The sequence below is a fragment of the Psychrobacter sp. NPDC078929 genome (genome assembly GCF_050267985.1).
Lineage (GTDB): Bacteria > Pseudomonadota > Gammaproteobacteria > Pseudomonadales > Moraxellaceae > Psychrobacter.
Window position 1 is genome coordinate 211,627 of the sequence record NZ_JBNNFX010000003.1, and the last position, 25,385, is coordinate 237,011.

21 protein-coding genes are annotated in these 25,385 nt (G+C 42.7%); 10 read left to right on the forward strand and 11 right to left on the reverse strand.

The window, feature by feature from the left end; genetic code table 11:
• Positions 1 to 51: 51 nt before the first annotated feature.
• The 3 genes from ACQKCG_RS03235 to leuC all read right to left on the reverse strand — a co-directional run bounded on the left by ACQKCG_RS03235 (position 52) and on the right by leuC (position 3,119).
• Positions 52 to 771: a hypothetical protein gene (locus tag ACQKCG_RS03235; RefSeq protein ID WP_427585116.1), complete on the reverse strand. Its 720-nt coding sequence runs from the start codon at positions 769 to 771 to the stop codon at positions 52 to 54.
• A gap of 136 nt (positions 772 to 907) precedes the next feature.
• Positions 908 to 1,558, reverse strand: a complete 651-nt coding sequence (gene leuD, locus ACQKCG_RS03240; protein WP_424510179.1) for a 3-isopropylmalate dehydratase small subunit — start codon at positions 1,556 to 1,558, stop codon at positions 908 to 910.
• A 142-nt stretch (positions 1,559 to 1,700) separates the two neighbouring features.
• Complete coding sequence (leuC, locus tag ACQKCG_RS03245; RefSeq protein ID WP_057759320.1) at positions 1,701 to 3,119, reverse strand: 3-isopropylmalate dehydratase large subunit; 1,419 nt, start codon at positions 3,117 to 3,119, stop codon at positions 1,701 to 1,703.
• Between the two features lie 374 nt (positions 3,120 to 3,493).
• Between leuC and ACQKCG_RS03250 the strand changes: the two genes are divergently transcribed.
• Together ACQKCG_RS03250 and putP are read left to right on the forward strand one after the other, a co-directional pair.
• Positions 3,494 to 4,366 (forward strand): LysR family transcriptional regulator, encoded by an 873-nt coding sequence (locus ACQKCG_RS03250; RefSeq protein WP_101205469.1) that lies wholly within the window; start codon positions 3,494 to 3,496, stop codon positions 4,364 to 4,366.
• 457 nt (positions 4,367 to 4,823) lie between these two features.
• A complete protein-coding gene (gene putP, locus ACQKCG_RS03255; protein WP_298807952.1) occupies positions 4,824 to 6,323 on the forward strand; it encodes a sodium/proline symporter PutP in 1,500 nt (499 codons plus the stop codon).
• 558 nt (positions 6,324 to 6,881) lie between these two features.
• Here putP and ACQKCG_RS03260 read toward each other — a convergent pair.
• The 3 genes from ACQKCG_RS03260 to ACQKCG_RS03270 form a co-directional block, all read right to left on the reverse strand.
• Entirely contained in the window at positions 6,882 to 8,237 is a 1,356-nt protein-coding gene (locus ACQKCG_RS03260; protein ID WP_102094927.1) for an outer membrane protein transport protein, read from the reverse strand.
• A 313-nt stretch (positions 8,238 to 8,550) separates the two neighbouring features.
• A complete protein-coding gene (locus tag ACQKCG_RS03265; protein ID WP_102094928.1) occupies positions 8,551 to 10,050 on the reverse strand; it encodes an outer membrane protein transport protein in 1,500 nt (499 codons plus the stop codon).
• Between the two features lie 222 nt (positions 10,051 to 10,272).
• Positions 10,273 to 10,530, reverse strand: coding sequence for a SlyX family protein (locus tag ACQKCG_RS03270; protein ID WP_102094929.1), 258 nt, complete (start codon positions 10,528 to 10,530; stop codon positions 10,273 to 10,275).
• Between the two features lie 231 nt (positions 10,531 to 10,761).
• On the opposite strand from ACQKCG_RS03270, the gene ACQKCG_RS03275 reads away from it, so the two are divergent.
• The 6 genes from ACQKCG_RS03275 to ACQKCG_RS03300 all read left to right on the forward strand — a co-directional run bounded on the left by ACQKCG_RS03275 (position 10,762) and on the right by ACQKCG_RS03300 (position 17,133).
• A complete protein-coding gene (locus ACQKCG_RS03275; RefSeq protein WP_102094930.1) occupies positions 10,762 to 12,705 on the forward strand; it encodes an ATP-binding cassette domain-containing protein in 1,944 nt (647 codons plus the stop codon).
• Between the two features lie 521 nt (positions 12,706 to 13,226).
• Complete coding sequence (petA, locus tag ACQKCG_RS03280) at positions 13,227 to 13,811, forward strand: ubiquinol-cytochrome c reductase iron-sulfur subunit (RefSeq protein ID WP_057759305.1); 585 nt, start codon at positions 13,227 to 13,229, stop codon at positions 13,809 to 13,811.
• A gap of 22 nt (positions 13,812 to 13,833) precedes the next feature.
• A complete protein-coding gene (locus ACQKCG_RS03285) occupies positions 13,834 to 15,039 on the forward strand; it encodes a cytochrome b (RefSeq protein WP_179798892.1) in 1,206 nt (401 codons plus the stop codon).
• Positions 15,039 to 15,752 carry a cytochrome c1 gene (locus tag ACQKCG_RS03290; protein WP_101205476.1) on the forward strand — a complete coding sequence of 238 codons (714 nt, stop codon included), beginning with the start codon at positions 15,039 to 15,041 and terminating at the stop codon, positions 15,750 to 15,752. The genes ACQKCG_RS03285 and ACQKCG_RS03290 overlap by 1 nt, the downstream gene beginning before the upstream one ends.
• Before the next feature lie 195 nt (positions 15,753 to 15,947).
• Entirely contained in the window at positions 15,948 to 16,562 is a 615-nt protein-coding gene (locus ACQKCG_RS03295) for a glutathione S-transferase N-terminal domain-containing protein (RefSeq protein WP_058024136.1), read from the forward strand.
• Between the two features lie 133 nt (positions 16,563 to 16,695).
• Positions 16,696 to 17,133, forward strand: a complete 438-nt coding sequence (locus ACQKCG_RS03300) for a ClpXP protease specificity-enhancing factor (protein ID WP_102094931.1) — start codon at positions 16,696 to 16,698, stop codon at positions 17,131 to 17,133.
• Between the two features lie 149 nt (positions 17,134 to 17,282).
• Here ACQKCG_RS03300 and dcd read toward each other — a convergent pair whose 3' ends face one another.
• The 5 genes from dcd to ACQKCG_RS03325 all read right to left on the reverse strand — a co-directional run bounded on the left by dcd (position 17,283) and on the right by ACQKCG_RS03325 (position 21,829).
• The gene (dcd, locus tag ACQKCG_RS03305) at positions 17,283 to 17,858 is read right to left on the reverse strand and encodes a dCTP deaminase (protein WP_058024138.1); all 576 of its coding nucleotides are present in this window, start codon (positions 17,856 to 17,858) and stop codon (positions 17,283 to 17,285) included.
• A gap of 176 nt (positions 17,859 to 18,034) precedes the next feature.
• On the reverse strand, positions 18,035 to 19,261 hold the full coding sequence (gene apbC / locus ACQKCG_RS03310) for an iron-sulfur cluster carrier protein ApbC (RefSeq protein WP_102094932.1): 1,227 nt from the start codon (positions 19,259 to 19,261) through the stop codon (positions 18,035 to 18,037).
• A gap of 204 nt (positions 19,262 to 19,465) precedes the next feature.
• Positions 19,466 to 20,266, reverse strand: coding sequence for a 3-hydroxybutyrate dehydrogenase (locus ACQKCG_RS03315; RefSeq protein ID WP_102094933.1), 801 nt, complete (start codon positions 20,264 to 20,266; stop codon positions 19,466 to 19,468).
• A gap of 128 nt (positions 20,267 to 20,394) precedes the next feature.
• Positions 20,395 to 21,024, reverse strand: a complete 630-nt coding sequence (locus tag ACQKCG_RS03320; RefSeq protein WP_102094934.1) for a 3-oxoacid CoA-transferase subunit B — start codon at positions 21,022 to 21,024, stop codon at positions 20,395 to 20,397.
• Between the two features lie 103 nt (positions 21,025 to 21,127).
• Entirely contained in the window at positions 21,128 to 21,829 is a 702-nt protein-coding gene (locus ACQKCG_RS03325) for a CoA transferase subunit A (RefSeq protein WP_102094935.1), read from the reverse strand.
• A gap of 364 nt (positions 21,830 to 22,193) precedes the next feature.
• Here ACQKCG_RS03325 and ACQKCG_RS03330 point away from each other — a divergent pair, with 364 nt between their 5' ends.
• Together ACQKCG_RS03330 and metG are read left to right on the forward strand one after the other, a co-directional pair.
• The gene (locus tag ACQKCG_RS03330) at positions 22,194 to 23,051 is read left to right on the forward strand and encodes a GntP family permease (RefSeq protein ID WP_228153261.1); all 858 of its coding nucleotides are present in this window, start codon (positions 22,194 to 22,196) and stop codon (positions 23,049 to 23,051) included.
• Between the two features lie 231 nt (positions 23,052 to 23,282).
• Positions 23,283 to 25,376, forward strand: a complete 2,094-nt coding sequence (metG, locus tag ACQKCG_RS03335; protein WP_102094936.1) for a methionine--tRNA ligase — start codon at positions 23,283 to 23,285, stop codon at positions 25,374 to 25,376.
• Positions 25,377 to 25,385: the final 9 nt, after the last annotated feature.

A 25,385-nucleotide genomic window follows, 5' to 3' on the forward strand; every position in this document is an offset into this window, starting at 1 on the left:
TGGAATGTTTTTATTGGTTGGTTATATTTTTGAGCTTTTTATACTCATATTTTATGCTGCCATTTTTTTGGCTTTGGGTGCTGATGTTACTGCTTTGGTCATGCCAGTCTCTACAAACTCGCCTTGATGCTCAGCGTCTAGTTGCTTGCAGAATCGGCGCTGTACTTTAGTGCCTTGCAATAGCTCAATACATAAAGGCTCAGGTGATGCTGTGTCCAATAGACTGCCTGATTTTTCGCTGCTCTTCTTTTGATAAGCACGTAACTGATAGGTACCCGCTTCAGTAAAATCATGAATCATCGCAAAACGCTCAACATAGCCCATGTTATTTTCTGGATAAAAATTAACATGTACCTCGTGTTTGGCAGGCATGACCCGTGCATAGTAGTTGGTCAATCCTGGCATACTCGAAGGCGCTAACGGCACAACTTTTATGGCATTTTTATTGACGAGTGGTGTCATATCCATATTTATCGATGTTTTTGCCATACCTTCTTGACGTGGTAAGGCTGTCATAATCTGAGGATTGATTGGCTCGTGACTGTTGGGCGCGATAATGAGTGTTTTATCTATCTGCACAATTTCGCAATGATATGTACCCACACAGGCAATATTTACTTCACCAGCAATAGGTTTAATTTTACCTACCCATGCCTCGGCACTCTCTGCCTCATTTATTTTTTGATAGCCCGTCAATAGCTGACAGCCTGACAATAATAAGCTTGCAGCAACAATGGTACTTGTCCATAGAGCATAACGTTTTGTATTCATAATGGCGGCTACTATTCAAGAGAGATAATAAAATGTAGTGAAAAACTATTCTTCATTTTAGACAGTTCACCGCCATAACTCAACGCTGCTTTGCGACTACTCATATTTTATTAGCAGTAGATTATAGAATGACCCTCTACGCTCTTACGTCGTTGAATATCCACGGTGTTTTTTGCATCATTTGTTGCTCATAATCTTTGATAGCATCACTTTGTTGTAAGGTTATACCAATATCATCCAGTCCGTTTAACAAGCAATGTTTACGAAAGGCATCTACTTCAAAAGCATACTCTTCACCAGTTGGTGTGATAACGACTTGACGCTCAAGATCTGCGGTCAACTCATAACCTTCGTTATCAAAAGTCGCCTTCATTAACGTATCTACAATCGCTTCATCTAATACAATCGGCAACATGCCATTTTTGAAACAGTTATTGTAAAATATATCTGCAAAACTCGGGGCAATTACCGTACGGAAACCATACTCTGATAACGCCCAAGGTGCGTGCTCACGACTAGAGCCACAGCCAAAGTTTCTACGTGCTAGTAAGATAGTAGCACCTTGATAACGTGGTTTGTTTAATACAAAATCTGGATTGATGACTCGTGTGCTGTTGTCTTGACCAGGATAGCCTTCGTCAAGATAGCGCCAATCGTCAAATAGATTTACGCCAAAACCTGTACGTTTAATAGACTTTAAAAACTGTTTTGCGATAATTTGGTCGGTATCGACGTTTGCGCGATCTAACGGGCAAACGATACCTGTTTGGGTGTTATAAGCTTGCATAAAATTTCCTATCAATTGTATTTTTGCTGGCTGATGATCTTGATAAGCATGTTAAATAGTAAATAAGTTTTTACCATCTTTGACAGCATGCTCATATATTTATCGTTAATACAAGCATGATGTCAGCTACTTATTATCAGACTTAAAACGTACGAACGTCTACAAAATGACCTGCCAACGCGGCGGCAGCTGCCATTGCTGGGCTTACCAAATGCGTACGACCACCATTACCCTGACGACCTTCAAAATTACGATTAGACGTTGAAGCGCAGTGCTCTTGCGGCTCAAGCTTGTCTGCATTCATCGCAAGACACATCGAGCAGCCCGGCTCACGCCATTCAAAACCAGCTTCAGTAAATAACGTATCCAAGCCTTCAGCCTCTGCTTGCAGTTTCACTTGTCCAGAGCCTGCAACAACGATCGCTTCTTTTACGTTATCAGCAACTTTGCGACCTTTGATTACCGCTGCCGCATCACGTAAATCTTCGATACGTGAATTGGTACATGAACCAATAAATATACGATCAAGTTGGATATCCGTAATTTTCTGACCAGCTTCTAGCCCCATATAAGTATAAGCGCGTAACCAGCCTTCTTCTTGAGCTTCATCAATAGCTTGATCTGGTGTCGGTACAGATTGCGTGATATCTACCACCATCTCAGGCGATGTACCCCAAGATACTTGCGGTGCAATCTGACTACCGTCGATTTCCACTACAGTATCAAATACCGCGTCATCGTCTGAATATAGTGTACGCCAGTAGGCTTCCGCTTGTTCCCATTGTGCTTCGCTTGGCGCATATGGACGACCTTTGACATAATCAATTGTCGTGTCATCGACCGCAACCATACCAACACGTGCACCTGCTTCAATCGCCATGTTACAGACGGTCATACGGCCTTCCATACTCATGTCTTCGAACACTTGACCTGCAAATTCAATCGCGTGTCCTGTTCCACCTGCTGTACCAATCTTCGCAATAATAGCTAATACCACATCTTTTGAAGTGACGCCAGCACCAAGTTGACCAGTGACACGGATTTGCATATTTTTTGATTTCTTTTGAATCAAACACTGTGTGGCCAATACATGCTCAACTTCAGAGGTTCCGATACCATGAGCCAAGCAACCAAGTGCTCCGTGAGTCGCTGTATGCGAGTCACCGCAAACAACCGTCATACCTGGCAAGACCAAACCTTGCTCAGGACCGACCACGTGCAAAATTCCTTGACGGGCATCATTGATAGTAAATTCAGCAATATCAAACTTGGTGCAATTATCGTCCAAAGTGACAACCTGCAAGCGTGATACCTTGTCTTTAATCCCAGGCACCCCTTCTAAGCGCTCTTTAGTGACGGTCGGCACATTATGATCTGGACTGGCAATGTTAGCCGATAAACGCCATGGCGCTCTATTTGCCAATTCCAACCCTTCAAATGCTTGTGGACTCGTCACTTCGTGCAACAGGTGGCGGTCGATATAAATCAGGCTCGAACCATCGTCGCGCTTAGTGACTTCGTGAGCGTTCCAAAGTTTGTCATATAACGTTTGACCAGCCATGTTGCTATCCTTTATAGGTTACTAATTACTTAATTTTTACTTACTTGCACATTGCCAAGCAAAGATTCTATGTAAATGCTATGTCTATCTATAATGTTTGATAATTACTGTCATATCTAAGATTTAAATACTATTTCTTTATGAGACCCAACATATGACTAAAATTAACGCTTAAAATACGTTTTAAGTGGCAAATAGCCAGTTTTTTAGGATAAATATGTCACAATACGCCTCGATGTCTTGTGATTATAGCAGGCAAATCCTATAATAATAATTGATGATTTTTAACCAGACGCAAACTTTTTTTTCTAATACGTTGTGATTGGGTCAGCCAACTTTTATTTATAGCTCCTAGAGTAGCTAAGGACATTCGTTTGAACACCACAAACTTGACGACATTCGTTACCGTTATGCACACTGGCAGTATCTCAGGTGCCGCAGAAAAGCTGTTTATCACTCAGCCTGCTGTCAGTAAACGTATCAAAAACTTAGAAGACGAGTTTAACATTACCTTGTTTGATACGGTAGGACGTGGGATTGTACCTACTCAAGCGGCTAGTGAAATGCTACCTCATGCTAAACGTTGGCTAGAAGACTATGAGAACTTTAAAATCAACTTGCAGCATTCTCAGCATATCGTCTCTGGCAAATTAGTCATTGGTACTAGCCATCATATTGGCCTACATCATTTAGCACCTGTCCTGAAACACTTCATTCAAGCTTATCCAGCTGTTCAGTTAGAAGTACACTTTGTAGATTCTGAAAAAGCTCATAAAGCAGTACTAGATGGTGATTTGTCTTTAGCCTTTGTTACGCTTCCACCTGTCTACGATAAGCGGCTAACCTATCACACGCTCTGGTCAGACCCTCTTTATTTTATGACGGGTACGCTATCACCTTTGGCTACCAAATCAAATGTCACTTTAGAGCAGTTAGCGCGCTACCCTGCCATTTTGCCTTCTGCCAATACCTTTACCAGTCAAATTACCTTGGCTGAGTTTGCCAAGCACAATCTGAAGCCTTATGCCACGATGAGCACCAACCCTCTTGAGTCTATCCGTATGCTGGTATCTGTTGGTCTTGGTTGGTCAGTACTACCACAAACGATGGTCAGTCAAGACTTGGAACGTATCGATATGGCTGACAATATTGAATTACAACGCTATTTAGGTGTGGTTATCAATCCAAAATTAACTCAATCTAGCAGCGTGACCGCCCTACTAGACTTACTTGCGCCTATTGAATAAAAAGAGCTCGCTATAACAGTCTAACCATTAAGCTATTCGCATTTGTGACTCTCATGCGTTATAATACGCTTGACGTTGTTTTTATAACAAAAATTTACCACAAGGACACTGATAGTCATATATTGAATACTTCTAGTAAGATATGATGGTTAACAGTAGGTTTAATGGTTTTGATTGATTGTATAGGTTGCTAATACTCATATACAAATAGCAGATGCGAGCAATAACAATAGATAAGTGGAATGCGAAATTCCCATTGTTCTCTATCTCTATATGAGTGCTAGCCATAGAACGACATCAATCATATATAACTACAGAAGATACTGAAAAAAGCCATTATGTCTTAATTAATGGCTTTTTTTGTCTTTAAATATTGTTTTGGACATCGCCTTGTAGGACAGAACTTTTATAGTTAAAAAATAATTACAGCCAACCATGTTGGTTAAGGACAATTTATATGAACGGAGTTTCTAGTGGCGTGCTGATATCACTCGGCGCCTATTTCTTAGTGATGATTGGGATTGGTGTTTACGCTTATTTTAAGCAAGCCAATGATACTGAAGGCTATATGTTAGGGGGTCGTAACTTAGGCCCAGCAGTAACCGCACTTTCTGCAGGTGCATCAGATATGTCAGGTTGGTTACTACTTGGCTTACCTGGTTATATGTTTGCCGATGGTGTGGTCAGTATTTGGATCGCGCTTGGTTTGACATTAGGTGCATTATTAAACTATCTCATCGTAGCACCTCGCCTTCGTGTTTATACTGAAGTGGCTGACAACGCTATCACCCTACCCGATTATTTTGCCAACCGCTTTGAAGACAAGTCGCACATGCTACGCGTCATCTCAGCAGTGGTCATCATTCTATTCTTTACCGTCTATACCGCTGCAAGTCTTGTAGGTGGTGGTAAACTCTTCGAAAGCTCACTTAACCTATCGTATAGTACTGGCCTATGGGTTACTGCTGGTGTGGTTGTGGCTTATACGCTATTCGGTGGTTTCTTAGCAGTATCTATGACCGATTTCGTACAGGGCGTCATCATGCTGTTTGCCATGGTAATCGTACCTGTCGTTGCCTTTACTGATCTTGGTGGTATTTCAGCCACTACAGAAGCGGTTAGAAACATCGACCCTACCCTTTTAGACGTTACTAGCGGTATGAGTGTTATCGGTATTATTTCGTTAATGGCATGGGGCTTAGGTTACTTTGGCCAACCGCATATTATCGTACGTTTTATGGCGATTCGTTCAGTGAGAGATGTACCGACTGCACGTAATATCGGTATGAGCTGGATGGTTGTGAGTCTTATTGGTTCACTAATGACTGGTTTTGCTGGTCGTGCCTACGTACAAAAAACTGCGATGACGCTGGATGATCCTGAGACTATCTTCTTAGTATTCACTCAGTTCTTGTTCCATCCATTGGTTTCAGGCTTCCTATTGGCAGCTATTTTAGCAGCAATTATGAGTACTATCTCATCACAGCTATTGGTTGTATCAAGCTCTTTAACCAAAGATGTATACAAACTATTCTTTGATAAAGATGCACCAGAAGCTCGCCAGGTATTGGTTGGTCGTGTTTCTGTCGTAGTGGTTGCTCTAGTATCTATCATGCTTGCTTCTAATCCAGATAGCTCAGTATTGAACCTAGTTTCTAATGCATGGGCAGGATTTGGTGCAGCGTTTGGTCCATTGGTTATCTTCAGCCTGACATGGCGTGGTATGAACCGTAATGGTGCTGTTGCCGGTATGGTTGTTGGTGCTTTGACTGTTATCCTATGGATTTATGGTCCTTTCCAAGTAGATGGTATGGCATTGAATAGCTGGTTATATGCTATCGTCCCAGGCTTTATCTTAAGTACTATCGCTATCTTTGCTGTTAGTATCATGACTGGTGGCCCAAGACCTTCAGTTTCTGCTAAGTACAAAGAGATGGAGCTAAACTTAAATAAATAAGTTTACGTAATATCTTAAGTTTATTGCTATAAAAAAACCTCGTCACTATTGGCGAGGTTTTTTTCATGAGTGACGACTTAGTATATTTAACCTACTACAGTATTAAACAAAGAGAACTTATGATCAATGAGACAGTAGTATGGATAGCTCTGTGATGGATATACTAAGCCAGATTGTCCTAGCCTATTTGGCATTCCAACTGCTGCTCACTTTTACGAAGTAAGCCTTTATCAACAATACTTCTTTTCTTAATATCACATTTGATTATCTATTTAGATCTTTTCCTTGTGTACCTCAAGTATGCTACGTTATTAACAACTCATTCGGTAAGGTACGAGTGCGTATAGGTTCTTAAATGCAAGGGTATTTGCTGTATATGGACACTAAGCTAAACTAGGCAAATAAAATGTAGTCGTGCTATATGAATTAGTACTATAAAGATTATATTTGCTGTTCTATCTATATTTGAGAACTTACAGTCAAATAGGTAATAGAAAGCCCATAAAAAAGCGACCTATGATAGGTCGCTCTTTGTTAGGTTGCTATTATAAAGTCAAATTATCTCGCTTGATAAGATAGCTTCACACCAGCGATAAAGCCGTCATTATCTTGGAAATCACCAACGATCTTTCCACTAGGTAGACGACCTTTTGCATCACCGAACCATAAGTATTTACCACCAGCAGACACTGCCCAGTTTTCCGTCACGTTGTATTTGGCACCAAGACCGACGCTGTAATAGCCATCGACAGGACCTAACGACGTTGTTGGATCACCGGCACCACTATCCCAACCCACAGTACCACTTATAGCAAGTGCAGGCGCGACACGCTTGGCAAGACCAAGCTCCACTTGCCATTGGTCATCTTCGTATTCAACCAAGTCCAAACCATCAGGGCCGTAATTACGTTTACTAACGTCATTATATAATGGTGGTGTGATGGCAAAATCGCTCCATGGTACCCAACGGACTTTTGCCGTTGCTAAAGTAGTCGGATTGATACCTGTTTGGAAATCAAAGTTGACTGATTTAGGGGTTGTAATCTCATAATTACTGTTCCGGTTAGCAGCCGCAGCCCCTATAGCCGCTGCCTGTGCTGGAGTCGCTCCTTGCTGCAAAGCAGCTCCTTGAGCCAAAATACCTGCTATAGGATAATTCTCAGAGATATCTATATCATGGTCAATCTCAGAACGATAAGTCAACGCTGCTTTTAGAGCAATTTCAGGCTTGCTATAGGCAATACCTGCTATATAACCGTAATCCATATCAGGATTGCTGTTTGAGGTATAACCACTAGCAGGCCCATAAGCTAAGCCACGCAGCTTGGTTTCAGATTGGATACGCTGAGCAACTGGACCACCATAAATTTGGAAGTTTTTATTCGCGCCGAACTTCATACCAAGGATACCCGTTAGGCTTTGGCTACGAACTTCTACATTGGTATTTTCACCTGCAGTACTTGCTTCGGCTAGTGCTATGGCACCTGCAGTCTGTGGGTCTACACCATCACCTACCAAAGCCCCTCCTGAAGCATTCCTGTCTTCACTTGCCACAAAATTGCTTTGAGTATACTCAGCAGCAGCACCAAATGGCTCATCGTATAAGATACCAACACTGAAAGTATCGTTAATATCTGCTTTTACGCCATAACGGAAGAAGTCATAAGATTCAGCAATGTCGCCCGTTTTATTGCCGCGCTCATAGTCATTTTGGCCAGGGTTGACATTCGCACTATCGTAGCCGCTTACATCAGCGTCAATATAAGTATAGACCGCTTCAGCGTAAGTGCCATCTTGAAAAAAGGCAGTGACATCTTGACCTGAGCGATCCAGACCAGCAGCGTTGGTTACGCTAGCAACAGAGAGAGTAGCAATAGCTACTGCGAGGGTTTTCAAATGAAAGGTAGTGCGCATTGTGTATCTCCAACGGTCCTTGTTGTATTAATACTTTAATAACCATTATGTAGCATTGCTATGCTCGATATTGATATTACTAAAGTCTTGTCCTAAGTTGAATACTAATGTCTTTTTGACACTAAAACAACATTTAAAGTGCTTTATTTCTCAATTATGACTGAACAGTACATATAAGATATAAATAAAATGCTGTGGTTTACTTTTTGTCTTTAATGTGATTTTTAAAAATACATAATAAAAAAGCGACCCTTAAAGGATCGCTTTTTTATCAATAACATTTAGGAGTTTTACTATATAACTAAGCTATGAATTACTGAGCTTGGTAAGAAACCTTTACACCAAGTACAAATCCATCGTTGCTTTCGAAGTCGCTCACAATAGCTTTCGTTGGAATCTGACCTTCTGCATCACCAAACCATAGATACTTACCACCGGCAGATACGGCCCAGTTCTCAGTAACGTTGTATTTAGCGCCTAAGCCTGCACTATAGTAGCCTTCGATAGGACCCAATGAAGTTACAGGGTTGCCAGCACCACTATCCCAACCGACAGTACCACTTACTGCCAATGCTGGCGCTAAGCGTTTGGCCAGACCTAACTCTACTTGCCATTGGTCATCGTCATAGCTGACTAAAGATAAACCTTTATCATCATTAGTTGCTTGCTTGCTTACTTCATTATAAAGTGGTGGAACGATTGCAAAATCACTCCATGGTACCCAGCGTACTTTGGCAGTTGCTAAGGTTGTAGGGTTAATACCAGTTTGGAAATCGAAGTTAACTGATTTAGGTGTAGTAATATCTAGCGTATTACCTTGATTCGCTTCACCACCTAAAGCTGCTACTACTGGATATATCTCATCGATATTCGAGCTGTGGTCAATTTCAGAACGATAGGTCAAAGCCGCCTTTAGAGCAATTTCAGGTTTACTATAAGATATACCAGCGATATAGCCATAGTCGGTATCAGGACTAATATGAGCGGTATAGCCTGTAGCAGCACTATAGGCACTACCACGAAGACTTACATCAGCTTTGATACGCTGAACAACAGGACCACCGTACACTTGGAATTCTTTGTTTTGACCAAACTTAGCACCTAGGATACCTGTGATGCTTTCGCTACGGACTTCAACATTTGTGCCTTCATCATTCGCAAGGCGACCATCCGCAAAGCCTTCTAATTGCTCAAGTTGATTTAACTGTGCTTGACCTTCTGCTAGCTGCGTTTCGCCAGCGGCGATACCTGCTAAACCAGCATTAATCTGTGGACGCAGTGCAGGCTCAAGTGCTGGGTTTTGATTAACAGCTGCTTGGGCTTGTCTTACTTGCTCTCTAACTGCATTTAAACGAGTTTCAGCAGCAGTTAACTGGTTTTGAGTACCTTCAACTAAACCTTTCAACTCTTCTACATTATTAACGCCTAATCCACCTAGACGCGATGCAATAATATTATTAACAGCATCAGTTGGTGCGCCTACAAAGTTATTATTTCCAGTGTAATCGGCTGCTGCACCAAAAGGCTCATCATATAAGATACCAACACTGAATGTATCGTTGATATCTGTTTTTACGCCATAACGGAAAAAATCATAAGACTCTGCGATGTCATCGATCTTATTACCTGAGGTATCTTTACCAGTAACATCAGCATCGATATAAGTGTAGACAGCTTCTGCATACGTGCCGTCTTGTAGGAATGCGGTGATATCTTGGCCTGAGCGATCAAGGCCAGCAGCACTAGCGACGCTAGCAACAGAAAGAGTAGCAACAGCTACTGCAAGAGTTTTTAAATGAAAGGTGTGGCGCATTTTATATCTCCAAACATCCGCATTGTTTTACTGTTTTACCAAGTATTAATTAATAGGTAATCAGCATCCGAGGTGGGAGATAGTAAAGACTTTTTAACACTAAAACAACTACAAAAACACATTATTTCTATGTTATGACCACATAGTCATCAGACAGTATCTATATATAAAAATACGTATATACTTCCCGCTATTAGATGCTTTCTTTCCAAATTCTACTCATTAATAATGTGGCGGTCTGTCTGCCATTACATCAAATGTTGCAATACCGCTTTCCGTATCTTGACCTTCAATCTGTTTATAAATCAGCTGTAATTGACGTTGCAGCGTATGAATATCTCTGTCTTGTCGCGTGATTACGTCATCCAGTCGTTCGACGGTCACTTCAAGATGCGCGAGGCTCATTTGCAAATCGATTACTTGGGCTTGCAAATCATTTTGAATATCAGAAGTATCATCTGTAATTCTAGGTTGGTTCATATTTTTCTCTAAATTATATTAAGTATTAAATTGAAAGGATGGATTGTTGAGAGGTACTGTAGATTAGAGATAAACCTACAAACATAGTCATGGAATAGGAGCAGTTAGTAAAAGCAATAAATAGTACTGATAAAACTATTTACTCGCACTACAGTAACGTGGTGGCATGTTATACTGCAGGCAATTTTGCAACAACCCCTACCTCACTATTATATAAGCTTAAGATACTCTATGGCACTGATTCATTTAAAAGACATTCACTTAGCCTTTGGCATCGCGCCTGTTCTTGATGGTATTGATTTTTCTATCAATACAGGCGAGCGTGTGTGCTTGATTGGCCGCAACGGCGAAGGTAAATCCACTTTGTTTAAACTGATCAATGGCTCATTGCAGCCTGACAGTGGCGAGATTATTACCAACAGTAGCATGCGTGTAGCGATGCTAGAACAAGACGTTCCCGAGACCAGTGGTCGCATATTAGACATCGTTATGGGCGGTAGTCGTCGCACGGCTGATTTGCTCATTAACTATAATAAGCAGGTCGATATGTGTGCGAATGGCGATATGGATGCCTGTGAGCACATGGCGACCCTACAACATGATATCGATGCGGTACATGGCTGGGACTTAGAACGCGATGCCATGCGTCTGATTACGACCATGGGCCTTAATCCAGAAGACGACTTATCATCCCTATCTGGTGGTCGTAAACGCCGCGTGTTACTCGCTCGTGCGCTAGTCACTAAGCCTGATGTGCTACTCCTAGATGAGCCAACCAACCATTTGGATGTTGAAAGTATCGAATGGTTAGAGCGCTTTTTGCTCGATTGGCAAGGCCTGACGTTGTTGTTCGTGACTCATGATAGAGCATTCGTCAATAAACTATCGACTCGCATTATTGAGCTTGACCGTGGCCAATTGACCAGCTATGACGTGACGCAAGGCGAAGGTGGTTACGCGCGCTATCAAGAGCTAAAAGAGCTACAGTTACAGGCTGAAGAAAAGAACAATGCCAACTTTGATAAAAAACTGGCACAAGAAGAAGTTTGGATTCGCCAAGGTATCAAAGCACGTCGCACTCGTAATGAGGGCCGTGTACGTGAACTAAAAGCCTTACGTGAAGAGCGTAGCGATCGCCGTGAGCAAGTGGGCAATGTAAACATCACCATGGGTCAAGGCGAGAAAAGCGGTAAGCTTGTCTGTAAAGTCAAAAACTTACATCTTGAATATGACGGCAACGTACTAGTAGATGATTTTACGACCACTATTATGCGTGGAGATAAGATTGGTATTGTCGGCCCTAACGGTGCGGGTAAAACTACGCTTATTAAAGCCCTACTCGATATGTCTGATGACGAAGTTACCAAGTCTGGTAGCGTCGAATTAGGTACTAATCTGAAAATCGCATTTTTCGATCAGCTGCGTGATCAATTGGACCTTGAAGCGAGCGTTGCACAAAACGTTTCGGAAGGCTCTGACTTTGTCGAAGTTGGCGGTCGTAAGACGCATATCATGAGCTACTTGCAAGATTTCTTATTTGCTCCAGAGCGCGCACGTACACCTGTCAAAGCCTTGTCTGGTGGTGAGCGTAACCGAGTACTACTGGCTAAACAGTTATTAAAACCTGCCAATATCTTAGTACTCGATGAGCCAACCAACGATTTGGATATGGCAACACTTGAGCTATTAGAAGAGTCAGTCGCCAGCTTTGGTGGTACGATTTTGCTGATCAGTCATGATCGTTCATTCATGGACAACGTCGTTACCTCTACGTGGGTGTTTGGCGAAGATGAAGATGGCAAAGGAGTGGTCAGTGAGTATGTAGGTGGTTATCAAGAGTACCTCGTACAAAAGAACCGCGAAGAAGCGTCTCGTGCTGCAAAAGCACCTGCCAACAATGCAGCAAGCAATAAAGCGACAAACAAGTCTGGCACAGCAGCGAAACCAAATAAGGCAGCCAAAAAGCTAAATTATAATGATCAACGCGAACTGGATAACTTGCCAAAAGAAATCGCTGCACTCGAAGCCGAACAAGCTCAATTGCAAGAAAAGCTGGCCGATGGCTCTTGGTTCAATACCGACTTTGATGCGGCGACAGCTGCTAGTGAGCGTCTCTTAACCATTGAAGATGAGATGATGCACAAGCTTGAACGCTGGAGCGAGCTTGAAGGCTAGTATTGGCAACTCTCTAGCTGAGTTTATTGGAATATCGCATGTGTATTTTGCATTGCTTATTTCGATAAACAAGTTTCTGATAGTCTGACAAAACATTATTAATCATTGTGAAGGCATCACCACTTTATTATATAGAGTGGTGATATTTGTTTTACAGCAACTTACAAAGTAGTTAGATGGTGAAAGTTAGTGAACATTACCTTAATTTCAAGTATCATTCGCTATTGCTGAAAATCCTTATTATTTATAAGGTCATCACATCATAATCCTTGTTAAAGCAAAGTTAGCGTTAAGCGTTGATAATCCAACTGTTTTGGTTTGATTATCATATTCAACCTTCTAATATGTCCTATTGAGGTTGCTTTATTTTTAACGCAATAATTTATTTTATCACCGAAATAGCTTAGAATAGCAACAATTAGCAAAATTAGGCACAGCTAAAGTGGCTTGATATTGTATATTTTCTAAGCCACAAACCCAGTGTGGGATAATCCCATTTCATTCACCTGGAGGAAGTATTAATGAGCCAAGCCGAAGGCGTTAATGTACAACGCCGTAGAGTTCTTATTGCCTCAACTGCCGCGATTGGTGCAGCTGGGGTAGCTGCCGTGGCGACACCTTTTGTCCGTTCTTGGTACCCAAGCGCTAAAGCTGAGGCTGCAGGGGCTGCAGTGACCCAAGATATTGGTTCTATCGAAGATGGACAAATGATCGTCGTCAAATACCGTGGTAAACCTATTTATGTGGTTAAGCGCACCGAAGACATGGTTGCAGGACTAGAGTCAGTCAAACCTCTATTATCTGATCCTGAGTCTGATGCGTCTCTACAACCTGAATATTGCAAAAATCCTACTCGCTCTTTAGATCCAACCGTATTGGTGGTCGAAGGCGTTTGCACACATTTGGGCTGTGCACCAAACTACCGTCCTGATGTGGGCGCGGTGGATTTAGGTGGTAATGATTGGTACGGCGGATTTTTCTGTCCGTGTCACGGGTCAAAATATGACTTAGCAGGTCGCGTATATAGCGGCGTTCCTGCACCACTTAATTTACCCGTTCCAGAATATGGTATGGATGGTACCATCTTGACGGTTGGGGAGGCTTGATATGAGTATGGGTAAAAAGTTAATGCATTGGGTGGACGCGCGTTTTCCAGCGACCGAAACCTATGAATACCATATGTCAAAGTACTACGCACCAAAGAACTTTAACTTTTGGTACTTCTTTGGCGTGCTATCAATGATCGTACTGGTCAACCAATTGGTGACTGGTATATGGCTTACGATGATGTACAACCCAAGTGCCGAAGGGGCATTTGCGTCTGTTGAATACATCATGCGTGACGTAAAAGGTGGTTGGCTCATTCGCTATATGCACTCAACCGGCGCATCTGCGTTTTTCGTCGTTGTATACCTGCATATGTTTAGAGCCTTGCTATATGGTTCATACCAAAAACCTCGTGAGCTTATCTGGCTCATCGGTATGGGTATCTACCTAGCACTTATGGCAGAAGGTTTCTTCGGTTACCTACTACCTTGGGGCAACATGTCATTCTGGGGTGCTCAGGTTATCTTGAACTTACCTGCAGCTCTACCTGTTATTGGTGATGGCCTTGCTGAATGGGTACGTGGTGACTATATCATCTCTGGTATTACTCTAAACCGTTTCTTTGCGCTACACGTTGTTGCTATTCCATTAGTACTGGTAGGCTTAGTATTCATGCATATTGTAGCATTGCATCATGTGGGCTCGAACAACCCTGATGGCATCGATATTAAGAAGCTAAAAGATAAAAATGGTGTGCCATTAGACGGTATCGAATTCCATCCGTACTACACTGTGCATGACATGGTTGGTATCGTAGTGTTCTTTATCTGTTTCTTTGCAGTGGTATTCTTCTTCCCAGAAGGCGGCGGTTTCTTCCTTGAACCACCAAACTTTGAGACAGCGAACTCACTGAAAACACCAGCACATATTGCACCAGTATGGTACTACACGCCGTTCTACGCTATTTTACGTGCGGTTCCTGACAAGCTTGGTGGCGTGATTGCGATGGGTGGTGCGATTGCCGTACTGTTCTTGATCCCATGGCTTGATAGGTCTCCTGTGCGCTCTATACGTTACAAAGGTATATTATCTAAGATTGCGCTGACCGTCTTTGCTATTAGCTTTGTTGTATTGGGCTACTTGGGTGCGACGCCTGCTACACCAACGGCAACCATCATGGCTCGTGTATTCACGATTCTATATTTCTTGTTCTTCTTACTGATGCCTTTCTACACTGCGATTGAGAAGTGTAAACAGCCACCAGAACGCGTTACCGGAGGTCACTAATGAACACGCTAATTAAATCCCTAGCTGGTCTAGGCTTAGGCGCGGCATTAACCTTGACTGCTGGTACGGCAATGGCTTCAGGCAGTGGCTGCGGTACATTCACCAATGCAGATGGCGTTGATGAACACCTGGCTTGTAGTACAGCTCCTATTGATTTTACCAATAAGGGCTCACTACAAAACGGCGCGAAGATCTTTATGAACTACTGTGCTGGGTGTCACTCAGCCAAGTACGTTCGTCATTCGCGCATTGCTAAAGATTTAGAGATACCGCCTGAGTTGGTTGAAAAGTATTTGATGGTTACTACCGATCAAATCGGTGACCACATTACTGCTGAGATAGATCCTGAGATTCAAGCATCTTGGTTTGGCGCAGCGCCGCCTGATCTATCACTTGAGACACGTCTACGTGGCGACGACTGGGTATATACTTACCTACTATCGTTCTATGAAGATCCAAGCCGTCCTTGGGGTGCAAACAACTTAGTACTGGCCAATGCAGCGATGCCTCACGTATTGCATAATATGCAAGAAGAGTTGAGCCAAGAAGAGTTTGAATCTGAAGTTGGTGACTTGGTTAACTTTATGGCGTGGATGGGTGAACCTGCTCGTCACGACCGTCAAGTAATTGGTTTCTTCGTCATTCTATTCTTATTAGTACTGCTCATACCAGTTTACTTATTAAATAAAGAGTTCTGGAAAGATGTTAAATAAGTCATAGTCAGCAGATAGTTCTTCGAATTAAAAAAGGCACTACTTCGGTAGTGCTTTTTTCTGCCTTGATATAGAGCATAAATACTAGATAAGCCGGAAAATAAGTCGCTCAGCGCTAATGTTTACGCACACTACCTTGATAAACGTTGCGAGTTTGTTTACGATGACAACCTTCACTATTAACATTAGGCTTTCATGATTGATGCGAATGACATTCCAAGTAGTCAGCTAATTTTGTATGCTGATGACGGCTACGACAGTCATGTGGTACGCCTATTACTTGAAGAAAAAAAGCTCGCTTACTATTTGTCTCGCTTACATTCTGAGCGCCCTGAAGATTTGACTGAGCTAAACCCCTATCATACCTTGCCTGTATTGCAGCAGCGTGAGATTGCGCTTTATGAGATTAACGTCATTTTTGAGTACCTTGAAGAGCGTTATCACACAAACAAACTGCTCCCTGAGACACCGCAAGAGCGTGCACAGTTTCGCCAACTGGCTTGGCGCATTCAACGTGATTGGTTAGTACTTGGCAAGCGTCTGCTGACGCATCCAGATAGCTTTAATAAAGCACAGGCTGCCGTTGCCAAAAAACAGCTTAGTGATTCGTTGATTACTCTGTCACCGCTGTTCGCTCATAAGCCTTATTTTATGGCTGATGAGTTTGGTTGGTGTGACGTGTTATTAGCACCACTATTATGGCGATTAGATGAGATGGGGATTGAGCTGCCACGTGCCATTAGCCGTCCATTGTTCGAATACCAAACGAGAGTGTTTGAGCGTAGTAGCTTCCAAAAAAGCGTGCGTTGATTAGACAAGTATCGAAAGCTGTCCTAAAATAAAGTATAAATAAGATAGACGTTAATTAGCATTTGTCATGTGATAAATTGCTAAACGAGATATTTTTCAATTATTAAAAATTATTAGTATAGGAAATCATTAGATGAGCGAAACCACCTCTATTACACCTACCCGTCCTTATATGGTACGCGCACTATATCAATGGATAGAAGACAACGCTCTGACACCATACTTGATGGTCGATGCCACGGCTGACAATGTGCAAATACCAACCGAACATGTGCAAGACGGTCGTATCGTATTAAATATTGCCAGCCGTGCTACTGGTAACATGAGTATGGAAAACGACTATATTCATTTTAGCGCACGCTTCGGTGGTGTATCACAAGAAATCTGGGTACCGCTTACTGCGGTGATGGGTATCTATGCAAAAGAGAACTCACAGGGTATGTTCTTTGATCCTAACGAGTATGACAACTATCAGCCAGAAGACGACTCAGCACCAATGTCTAACAACAGTCCTGCTAAAGCGCCTAAACCAAAGCGCGATAATAAAGCGGGTTTAAAGGTCTTAAAGTAGAAAATCTTGAAATAAATAGAACCTTAGAACAGTTCTATTTAACCCAATAAAAAAGCTAGCCATATTTAATATGACTAGCTTTTTTATTAACTATTTAAAGGCTTATTAACTTTCTATAACTGATAAGCTTTTAAACGGACGCCTACTGATTAGGTTCTTGGCAGTGTCACGCCACGTTGACCTTGGTATTTACCACCGCGGTCTTTGTAGCTGGTCTCACAAACATCATCAGCATCACTTTGGAAGAACAGCATTTGCGCAACGCCTTCACCAGCATAGATACGGGCTGGTAAATTAGTCGTATTACTAAACTCTAAAGTGACGTGCCCTTCCCACTCAGGCTCAAGCGGCGTTACGTTGACAATAATACCGCAGCGCGCGTAAGTTGACTTACCTAGGCAAATAGTCAATACATCACGTGGAATACGGAAGTACTCCATAGTACGTGCTAAAGCAAACGAGTTAGGTGGAATGATACACTCGTCACCAACGATATCGATAAAGCTTTTATCATCGAAGTTCTTAGGATCAACGACCACTGAATGTACATTGGTAAAAACTTTAAATTCAGGAGCACAGCGCACATCATAACCGTAGCTTGAGGTGCCGTAGCTAACCAAACGCTCGCCTGCATCATTAAAACGTACTTGACCCGGCTCGTATGGCTCAATCATGCCGTGCTCTTCGGCCATTTTACGAATCCAGCGGTCAGACTTAATAGACATTGTTGTTCCTTAGCAAATATTTAATAGCGACGATTATACGGAAGTGATGGCAAAATTTATAGCGTGATGGCTGTTTTATCCTACTTGCTTTTTTATCCCACATTGACTTCAGGATATTCAAACCACCATCACCTTATATCATTTTTATTCTTTACAGCTATTGTTATCAATACTCGCTAAAAAATCCGCTTGTCATCAATAGGTTTGGCAAATTTGTTAATATTGGCTTCGATATTTTTTGCAATGCTCACATAGTAGCTCGCAAACTCATCATCAGCCAAGACACTCGGTATGCCTTTATCTACTTGCGCACGAATACCACTCGCAAGTGGCAACTGACCCAGTAGTGGCACCTGATACTGCTCAGCGATAAACTCACCGCCGCCAGACCCAAAGATCGCTTCGGTATGGTTACAGTTGCTACAGGTATGTAGCGCCATGTTTTCAACCACACCCAGCACAGGAATGTTGGTTTTGTTAAACATCTCAACGCCTTTTTGTGCATCAAGCAGGGCAACATGCTGCGGTGTCGTGATAATGACAGCACCTGTGACTGGAATACGCTGCGCCAATGTCAACTGTATATCACCCGTACCAGGCGGCATATCAATTACTAAATAGTCTAGCTGCGGCCAGTTGGTTTGATTATATAGCTGCATCAATGCACCCGTGGCTTTTGGTCCACGCCATGCAACCGGCGTATTATCTCCATCGAGCAAACTACCGATAGAGAGCATTGCCATACCGTGCGCATCGACCGGTACGAATTGCTCGTTTTCTAACTGCGGTTTTACGTCAGCAACGCCTAACATGGTTGGCATACTAGGGCCGTAAATGTCAGCATCAAGCACACCAACACGATTACCAAGCTTTTGCAATGCCAACGCGATATTGACTGTCGTTGTCGATTTACCAACACCGCCTTTGCCTGATGCTACCACGATGATATGACGAATACGAGGATGCGCTGCTAATGAGGCTTGTGTTGGTGCTGCTTTAGTGATTGTTGGCTCAGCATCGGTATTGTTAGCACTGCTATCAACGTTCGATGATGGTTTAGATTGAGACACCATCGCGTCAGTCGTTTTTGGCATTGCCTTTGGTAAGCTTGAACCTGAGCCTTTTTCTGGCGCTGGCAGACGCACATTCATATGAATCGTGGTAATGCCATGCGGATGTAGCAACTGTCCCAGCTCCTGTTGGATAGCTTCAGGATTACTATCTTTCGGCAGACGCAAGTCTAACGTGAGTGCATCGCCTTTACGCTCAAGGCCGGTGACCATGGTGGTAATACTGACCGAGTTTATCTCGTAACCCAGCAATACCTTATCGACAGCGCTGTCTCGTTCCGCTTGCAACTGCGGCGTTTCTTCTGTGGGCTTTTTTTTCATAAAATTAAACATAGCGACTATTGTTGCCTATACAAGTGGATAGGTGTGGCAAACTGCTTAAGGCATATCGCAGCATATCTAACACATGCTGGTGGTGAGCCGATAGAGCCATTTAGCCAAACCTTTTATCGTGCTAGTGTAGCTGAATTGAACGCATAAAAAAACCACAACGCCAGTAGGTCTGACTTTGTGGTTTTTAGCATTTACATATATCGCTTAATTCATAAACCAACCATGGCTGGCCACGATAGATTGTCCGGTAAATACGTTGGTTGGAAAAGCGGCTAAAAATAGTGCCAATTGGGCAATGTCTTCCACCGTGGTAAATTCTTTATCTACTGTGTTCACCAGCATAATATCGTTGATCACTGACTCTTCACTGATGCCCTTTTCAGCTGCCTGCTCGGGGATTTGCTTTTCTACCAAAGGTGTTTTGACAAAGCCTGGACAAATCACATGCGAACGTACTTTGTGTGCTGCACCTTCTTTGGCGAGTACACGACACAGACCTAGTAATCCGTGCTTGGCGGTAACATAAGGCGCTTTATATAATGAAGCCTCATGTGAATGAGCAGAACCCATATAAATGACCGTGCCACCTTTATCGCCTTTATACATGTGCTTAATCGCGGCTTTAGTGGTCAAAAATGCACCATCCAAATGGATGTTAAGCATTTTTTTCCAATCGCTAAATGCCATCTTATCGATAGGATCAATGATCTGAATACCGGCATTCGAAACCAAAATATCAATGCCACCAAAAGTATCAACTAGCTGCTGTACACCGTCATTTACCGCATCTTCTGACGTCACATCCATGGCAATCGCGAGAGCACGTCCACCAGCAGCTTCAATCGCATCAACGGTTTTCTGAGCTGCTTCAAGATTGATATCAGCAATACCAACTGCCGCGCCTGCTTTGGCATAAGTCTCAGCGATGTCACGTCCGATACCACTTGCAGAGCCAGTGACCAATGCTACTTTGCCTGTCAAATCTTGTTGTAATTGAGTCGCCATACATATTCCTTATAATGGTCTAAAATACTATTAATTTTTATAAAAATAGAACTGAATGAATACGCCACTATAATTATAGTGGCGTATTTATCTGCGGGATGAAGCTCATTGATTTTAAGGCAATCACATTACTGGATAATGTTGACGGGCGTTTTTTCTTGTAACTCATCAAAGCTCACACCATCTGCCAGCTCAACCAATTTTAACCCGCTGTCAGTAACGTCTAATACGGCAAGCTCAGTGATGATACGATCAACCACGCCTTTACCCGTCAATGGTAGTTCGCAATTGGCCAGAATTTTTGGGTCGCCGTGTTTATTGACTTGTTCCATTAGGACAATCACGCGCTGTACGCCTGCAACCAAGTCCATCGCACCACCCATGCCTTTGACCATCTTTTTGGGAATCATCCAGTTAGCAAGATCGCCTTTTTCTGAGACTTCCATTGCGCCCAATATTGCCAAGTTGACATGACCGCCGCGAATCATCGAAAAGGACTCTGAACTACTAAAATAACTGGCCCCTGCTTCTGCGGTCACGGTTTGCTTGCCCGCATTAATCAGATCGGCATCGACGGCATCTAATGTAGGGAACTCACCAATACCCAGCAAGCCGTTCTCTGATTGTAGCCATACGTCTACGCCTTCAGGAATATAGTTAGCGACTAGCGTTGGTAGACCAATGCCTAAGTTGACATAATAGCCATCTTGTAGCTCTTTTGCAGCGCGTTGCGCCATTTGCTCTCTTGTCCATGCCATGCTGATTTCCTTATTTTTTACGATATTCTATTTTTACTTATCTAAACGATGAGCTATCTAAACTGTCATGAATATAAAAACTGATTATTAGTTTCAAACATAGTTAAGCTTTAGTCGTGGTTTTTTCGATGCGTTTTTCAGGGCTATTATTCAATACAATACGTTGAACAAAGATACCCGGTAGATGCACTTCATCTGGATCAAATGTGCCCGTCTCTACAATCTCTTCAACTTCGACAATCGTGATTTTACCCGCCATTGCACAGTCTGGGTTAAAGTTACGAGCTGTTTTATTGAACATCAAATTACCCGCTTTATCGGCTTTCTGTGCTTTGATTAGTGCGACATCTGCGCGCAATGAATGCTCTAGCACATAAGTACGACCATCAAAATCACGAGTCTCTTTGCCTTCAGCAACCAACGTACCTACGCCTGTTGCAGTATAAAACGCAGGAATACCAGCACCGCCTGAGCGCAATTTTTCAGCTAATGTCCCTTGTGGCGTCAACTCAACTTCTAACTCGCCTGCCAAGTACTGGCGCTCAAACTCTTTGTTCTCGCCCACATAAGATGAAATCATTTTTTTGATTTGACGTGTCTGTAGCAATAGTCCTAGACCGAAGTCATCGACACCAGCGTTATTACTGATACAGGTCAGCTCTTTGACTTTGCTATCACGCAGCGCTTTGATTAATGCTTCTGGAATACCGCATAGACCGAAGCCACCGATCGCGAGCGTTTGCCCATCACTGACCACACCTTTTAGCGCTTCTTCGGCACTGCTATATACTTTTGATTGACTCATGCTTGTCTCCTTGCAAGTCTGTTTTTGTTATTAACGTCCATTATCTATCATGATTTATTTATTGTGCCAATCAATAGCGCATTGACTGTTTTAAATTTAAATCAATACATATTATATCGGTATATCACGTACAAAATACTTATGCTAACTTAACATATTATTTTCGTAGCGCCTAGTTGCTTAGTGATTAGAAAATAACCCCAAGAGGACGCGAGTCAACAAAGTATTCCTTATCCTTCAGTAATATCTCAACTGGATTTATGTTTAATAAAATACAATAAATAAGGTTTTTTGATTAATTTTATTGACCTACATCGATAAGCGCGACATACACGCTGTCTTAATTTTGCCAAGGAGGGCTATCATGTTTAGTAAATTTGCGATTGTCATTACCCTATTATTACTCATGTTTTTTGCTTATCGCGGTTATTCTGTGCTGATCTTAGCACCGATTATGGCGACGCTAGCAGTCTTACTATCAGGTGATTTTTTAAACACCATCTCCGCTTATACCGATGTCTTTATGGGCGCGTTAAGTGGGTTCTTACTCAAATTCTTCCCTATATTCTTGCTAGGGGCATTGTTTGGGCGTTTGATGGCAGACTCTGGTGCGGCAACTGCCATCGCCAATACCGTTGTCGAAAAGCTCGGTGCCAGCAAGGCCATTCTTGCGGTGATTTTGGTCTGTGCTATTTTGACCTATGGCGGGGTATCACTGTTTGTGGTGGCTTTTGCCATTTATCCTATTGCCAAGGACTTGTTCAGAGCAGCCGATATTCCAAAACGTTTGATTCCTGCTGCCATTGCCCTAGGGTCATTTACCTTTACAATGACTGCACTGCCAGGCACGCCAGCTATTCAAAACGCTATTCCAATTCCTTACTACAATACCAACGTATTTGCCGCGCCTATCTTGGGTATCATTGGCGGTACAATCATGTTTATCTGTGGTTGGTTGTGGCTTCAGTCACGTGCCAAAAAAGCCAATGCAGCGGGGGAAGGTTATGGTCAGCATGATGAAGAGGATGTAGGCGGCGTTGGAGCGGCTGCAAAAGAAGCTGAGGTATTAAACACTCATCACACTTCATTCACCGTTGCCATGATTCCGCTGATATTGGTCATTGGCTTGAACGCTATATTGACCTATGTGGTTTTCCCATCGATAGATTTCAGTAGCCTAAAAACTCAATTCCCAGATGGGTTTTTTATGGCTGGTTTATGACCATCAACATGCGGTGTAAACCTATCGTTCATGGCTAATAAATGCTTGCCAAATGAGAAGTAATTACCAAGGAATATCACAAAATTATCTGAATTACGGTATCATAGGCACACTTTTGGATTTTTTATTATTTTTAGAAGTTTTTAGCATTAACGATGTCACATCGATGAGCGATGAGCCGCTTAAGATGTTCGATAACTAACCCGTTTATATAAAAATATAGGTGATTTTGTGCGTGAGATTCTAGTAACCAGTGCGCTGCCCTACGCCAATGGCTATATCCATTTGGGGCATCTTGTAGAATATATTCAGACCGACATTTGGGTACGTGCGATGAAAGCGCAAGGCCATCAGGTCACCTATGTCTGCGCGGATGATGCACACGGTACGGCAATCATGCTCAAAGCAGAAGCCAATGGCGTCACGCCAGAAGAGCAAATTGCCTCAGTCAAAGCCTCACACGAAGCGGATTTTTCAAAGTTCCTGATCAATTTTGATAATTATCACAGCACTCATTCAGAAGAAAACAAACAGTTCTCTGAGCTGATTTATCGTCGTCTCAATGATGCTGGTCATATCAGCACAAAGGATGTCGAGCAACTATTTGATCCTGAAAAGCAATTATTTCTAGCTGATCGCTTTGTCAAAGGTACTTGTCCAGAGTGTGATTCACCAGACCAGTACGGCGATAACTGTGAAGTATGTGGCACCACTTATGATGCAACGGATCTAAAAGACCCACATTCGACACTGTCTGATGCAACCCCTGTCCTTAAAACTTCTAAGCATTATTTCTTTGATTTGCCAGAGTTTGAGCAGTTCTTACAGGACTGGACGCGCAGTGACAATCGTTTGCAAACCTCAGTCGCCAACAAGCTACAAGAATGGTTTGATGCAGGACTTACCAGCTGGGATATCTCGCGCGATGCGCCCTACTTCGGTTTTCAAATTCCAGATACCCCAAGCGATGAGCCAGACAAATATTTTTATGTCTGGCTTGATGCGCCAGTTGGCTACATGGCAAGCTTTAAAAACCTATGTGATAAGCGTGCGGGAACAGAGCAAGCGCTTGATTTTGACCGCTACTGGGCACAAGAAAACGAGCACAAAACCGAAGTTTATCACTTCATCGGTAAAGACATCGTTTACTTCCATGCCTTGTTTTGGCCAGCGATGCTAGCAGGTAGTGAACTGCGTACGCCGACTGGCGTCTTTGCCCATGGTTTCTTGATGGTCAATGGCGAAAAAATGAGTAAGTCACGCGGTACTTTTATCAAAGCCGAGACGTATGCTGAGCACTTACATCCTGAATATCTGCGTTATTACTTTGCCAGCAAACTGTCTGATAAAGTTGAAGACATTAACTTAGACTTAGAAGACTTTATGCAAAAGGTCAACTCTGACTTGGTTGGTAAAGTCGTCAATATCGCCAGTCGTAGTGCAGGGTTCTTGGTTAAGAAGTACGACGGCATGCTGTCAGAAATTTGCGTCGAGTCAGAGCTGTTAGAAGACATCACCAAAACGGGCGATGAGATTGCTGCTGCCTATGAGAATCGTGAATTCTCACGTGCTATGCGTTTAATTATGCAATGTGCGGACAAAGCCAACGAATACATCGATGCCAAAAAACCATGGTCATTAGCGAAATTGGAAGGTACTGAGCAAGAGGTTCAAGACGTCTGCTCAGTCGCTATCAATATCTTCCGTCAATTAATGGTTTATCTTGCGCCAGTGCTACCTGAATTGACTAATAATGCCAAAGTGTTTTTGAACCTTGATGACTTAAGTTTTGCCAGTCGTAATGAGTGGTTACTAGGTCATAAAATCAATAAGTTCAAACCATTAATGCAACGTATCGAAGAAAAAGATATCGAAGCGATGGTCGAAGATTCTAAAGCATCCTTAACTCAAGCAGACGCTCCTGCTGCGACTGACAATAGTAAGCCTGCCGCAAAAGACAAAACACCTGCAACAAATGCAGGTGCTGAGCAAACTGACTATATTGGTATCGAAGACTTTGCCAAAGTTGAGATGAAAGTCGCACACGTTTTAGAGTGTAACCATGTGGAAGGTGCTGATAAGTTACTACAGTTCACGCTAGATGTTGGCGAAGATAAGCCACGTAACGTATTTAGCGGTATTCGCAAGTTTTATGAGCCTGAGCAATTGATTAATAGGAAAGTGATTTGCGTGACCAACCTTGCCCCGCGCAAGATGAAATTTGGCGTATCAGAAGGTATGGTATTGTCAACTGGCGAGCCAAAGACCGGCTTAACAGTCGTTACCTTACCGGATGCTTGTGTTGTTGGCGACGTACTGGCCTAATACTAGAAG